This window comes from Bradyrhizobium sp., from assembly GCF_035701725.1.
GTDB lineage: Bacteria > Pseudomonadota > Alphaproteobacteria > Rhizobiales > Xanthobacteraceae > Bradyrhizobium.
Map to the genome: position 1 here is coordinate 1 of NZ_DASSRP010000210.1, position 4,011 is coordinate 4,011.

Genomic DNA, 4,011 nt, shown 5'->3' on the forward strand with positions numbered 1-4,011 from the left:
GCTGAGGCTGCCCGGCCGATCCGGCGGCATCTTCGCCCGCATAAAGGCCACGAGCGCCGCGACCGAACCTCCGTTCCAGTGCTTCTTGAAGCCCGAACCGTTCAATGCCGCCCCGCCGAACTCGCCATTGTCCAGCTTATCGCCGTGACATTGCACGCAGCGCTCGGCGTAGATGTCGGAGCCGCGCGCCACTTGATCGGCAGTGAAACTGACCGGGGTCATGCCGCCAATGTCACCAGCCGTTGCCGGTGCACCTCCGGCCGCACCGGACCGCAGCGTATAGACCTGCGCAGAGGTCAACTCCGGCGACCGCAACGCCTTGATCTCGTCTGACGTGAACGGCGTGAAGGCTGGCGGCAGTGACTTGCCGTTGTCCCAGCTGGTGCTGACATAGTTGAGGACCGCGGCGATCTCATCGTCGCTCAAGCCGTTCCATGCCGGCATGGCGCCGGCAAAATGATTGCCGTTGACGTCGATCTCGCCTTCGAGGCCGAACAACAGCACCTTTCCGACGTAACTGCGCCCGTCGGTACGTTTCAGCAGTTCGGGAAAATGCCCGGCCAGCGGCGGAAAGGCACCAGCCATGCCTGTGCCGCCGGCCTGGTGGCAGGTGGCACAGTTGGTTGCGTAAATGCGCGATCCGGTATCCGCAGCTGTCGCGCCGGTCTGCGCCTGCGCGGCAGGCGTTGCCGCCAGAAAAATGCTGGTGGCGAGGCCGGGAAAGAAAGTGCGGAACGGGAATCGCGGCATCGGTTACTTACTGCCTTTCTGGAAGAGCGAACACGAACAACGCCGAGCCGCCATCGGGGATCCCGATTTCCGGGGTCAGCGAGGCGAGCGAGCGGGCATGGCTGGAGCCGTTGCCGACGGCAACCGCAACATACTGCCGTCCCTTCACCGAATAGGTGATCGGGAACGAGTTGACGATGTTGGAGGTGCGCGCCTGCCACAAGACCTTGCCGGTCTTGTCGTCATAGGCGCGGAAGTAGCGATCGAGTGCGCCCGCAAACACCAGGCCGCCGCCGGTAGCAACTGCGGCGCCGGTCTGCGGCGCCCGGGTGCGATCCGACCACGCCGCCTTCTGCGTGAACAGATCGATGCCGTCCATGCGGCCGATCTTGCCGTCGCTGCCAGGCACCTGTCCGCGCGCGAAGATCGCGCGACTGCCGCCGGTGTAGCTCTTGCCTTCCTCGATCGGAATCGGGGTGGTGTCGGAGCAATACTCGTTGAGCGGAATGTACAGCATGTGCGTGCGCGGGCTATAGGCGGTCGCGGGCCAGCCGCGGCTGCCGGGATCAGCCGGACAGTTGGTCGTGGTCTTGCCGATGTGCGGGACGGTTTCTTCGTTGATGGTCTTGGCGCCGGTCTTCGGATCGATCGCCTTGATGACGTTCTGGTACACCGTCTGCTTCGACCACAGCCACTGGCCGTTGGTGCGATCGAGCACCTCGATGATGCCGAGCTTGCCGACGGTCACCATCGCCTTGCGCGTCTTGCCCTCGACCGGAAGATCGACCAGTACGCGCTCATAGGCGTAGTCGAGGTCCCAAGTGTCGTTCGGCAGGTGCTGGTAATGCCACTTCAGCTTGCCGGTATGCGGGTCGAGGGCGAGCGTCGCATCGGTGTAGAGCGCATCGTTGTTGGCGCCGTCCTTCTTCGGCAGCAGGCCGCCGATTTCGGCAACGTGCGGATAGGGCTGGCCGACGCCTAGGAACAGCGTGTCGGTGTCGGGGTCGTAGCTGCCCGAGTTCCAGGTCGAGGCGCCGAACCGCTTCTCCAGCGGCAGGCCGTTCCAGCTATCGCCGCCGGGCTCGCCGGGCTGCGCAATGGTGTGGAAGCGCCAGAGTTCCTTGCCGGTGTTGATGTCGTGGCCGGTTATGAAGCAGCCGCCCGGCATGGCGTTGCCGCAGCCGCTCATGCCTTGCACGATGACGCCGGCCGCAACCAGCGGTCCGCCGGTATAACGCCAGCCTTTCTTGTAGTCCTCGGTCTCGTGATCCCAGATCACCTTGCCGGTCTTCATGTCCAGCGCGACGATGTGGGCATCCGACGTCGCCACGATCAGCTTGTCATCGACCATCGCCATGTTGCGCTTGGCGGCGTTGTTGCCGTTCTGGCGCGGGATTTCCAGCGGGATGTCGCGCTTGTACTCCCACAGCAATTCGCCATTGGTGGCATCGAGCGCCTGCACCTTGTCGAGCCAGTTGTAGAGGAACAGCACGCCGTCATGGACGAGCGGTGTGGTTTCGGTGGCGCCCGCGGTCATCGCCCAGGTCCAGGCGACCGTCAGGTTCTTCACATTGTCGGTATTGATTTGCTTCAGCGGACTGTAGCCCCAGGCATCATAGGTGCGGCGCCACATCAGCCAGTCGCTCTCGGGTGGATTGAGCAACATTTTCGCCGGCACCGGTGTCAGCGCTTTCAGCGCGGCGTCGTTCTTCGGCGGCGTCACCTGCGGCTTGCTCGACAGCACCGGCGCCAGCGGCGTCTGCGCGGCAGCCAGCGATGCGCTGAAGGTGGCGGCCATCGCGCCATAAAGAAATCGCTCGATCATTTTTGGAAACGGCTTGTGCGTGCGCATGCTCATTCTTTTCTCCCTGAGATTGATTATTTGTTGGATGCGGCGAGGTGAGGGCTAGGAGGATATATTCATACGAACATGACGGTAGGTGAACAGGTCTGACCGTCGGCAAGCGTGCAAGGCAGCCATGAGAGCACTTCCTTGCCTTGGACAAGCAAAGTTGATCATGATGCGAGCTACAACGACAAGAGCCGCGAGCGTGGAGGAAATATGAAAAATCGCATTACCGGGCGCTCGGCGTTCCTGGCGTTGCTCAAGGATGAAGGCATCACACACCTGTTCGGCAATCCCGGCACCACCGAATTGCCGATCATGCACGCCCTGAAGGATCATCCCGATCTCACTTACGTGATGGCGATGCAGGAGAGCCTCGTGGTGGCGATCGCCGATGGCTACAGCCGCGCCTCGGGGCGGCTGGTCGCTTGCAACGTTCACGTTGCTCCAGGATTGGGCAATGCCATGGGCTCGCTCTACAACGCCCAGTTCACCGGTACGCCGATGATCCTGACCGCCGGCCAGCAGGAGCAGGGCCATGGCCTGATGGAGCCGCTGCTCTACGGGCCGCTGGTGCGGATGGCCGAGCCGCTGGTGAAATGGGCCGTCGAAGTCACGCGGTTGGAAGATCTGCCGCGGATCGTGCGACGCGCCGCCAAGATCGCGACCACCCCGCCGACCGGTCCAGTTTTCATTTCGTTACCCGGAGATATCCTCAATTCCGAAGCAGGTATCGACCTCGGCCGCTCGACCCGGGTCGATGCGCGCGTCAAGCCTTCCGATGAGGCGTTGCAGGCGCTGACGGCACGCCTTCTCAAGGCGGAGCGTCCCGTCATCATCGCCGGCGATGAAATCGTCAAGAGCGACGCATTGCAGGAAGCGGCGCAACTCGCCGAGGCGCTCGGCTGTCCGGCGTTTCAGCAATCGGTGCCGTACGGCGCGCATTTCCTCTCCGAAAGTCCGTGCTTCATGGGCGCGCTGTCGCGTTCGCAGCCTCAGGTCCGTGATGTGCTTGCGCCCTACGACCTCCTGATCGCGCTGGGCGCCGACCCCCTGCGCATGTCGGTGCATAGCGAGACCGATCCATTGCCTGAAGGATTGCCGATCGTGCAGTTCGGGCTCGTCGATTGGGACCTCGCCAAGAACTATGGTGCGGAGGTTGCGCTCAAGGCCGATGTGAAGGAGACGCTGCGGGCGCTGGTTCCCTTGCTGAAGGCCAAAGGCGGCGCCGCTCTGGAAGCCAAGGCCAAGAAGGGGATTGCGGCGCTGGCCTCGAACAACTGGACCGCGCGCCGCGCGGCACTGGTCGAGCAACTCGCCAAACGCGGCGAGCGCGCGCCGATCGATCCGGATTATCTGACGTTACAGGTGGTCGAGGCACTGCCGGAGAACGCCATCGTGGTCGACGAAGGCCTGACGTCTTCGAGGCAGTTGCT

The 4,011-nt window shown here is 63.3% G+C and carries 3 protein-coding genes; 1 reads left to right on the plus strand and 2 read right to left on the minus strand.

The window, feature by feature from the left end; all coding sequences use genetic code 11:
- Nucleotides 1–750: c-type cytochrome (locus VFL62_RS12210; protein ID WP_325172634.1), on the minus strand; the 750-nt coding region annotated here is incomplete at its 3' end.
- 7 nt (nucleotides 751–757) lie between these two features.
- Nucleotides 758–2,587, minus strand: coding sequence for a pyrroloquinoline quinone-dependent dehydrogenase (locus tag VFL62_RS12215; RefSeq protein WP_325172635.1), 1,830 nt, complete (start codon nucleotides 2,585–2,587; stop codon nucleotides 758–760).
- A 204-nt stretch (nucleotides 2,588–2,791) separates the two neighbouring features.
- On the opposite strand from VFL62_RS12215, the gene VFL62_RS12220 reads away from it, so the two are divergent.
- Nucleotides 2,792–4,011 (plus strand): thiamine pyrophosphate-binding protein (locus VFL62_RS12220; RefSeq protein WP_325172636.1); only part of this gene is annotated, 1,220 nt, incomplete at its 3' end.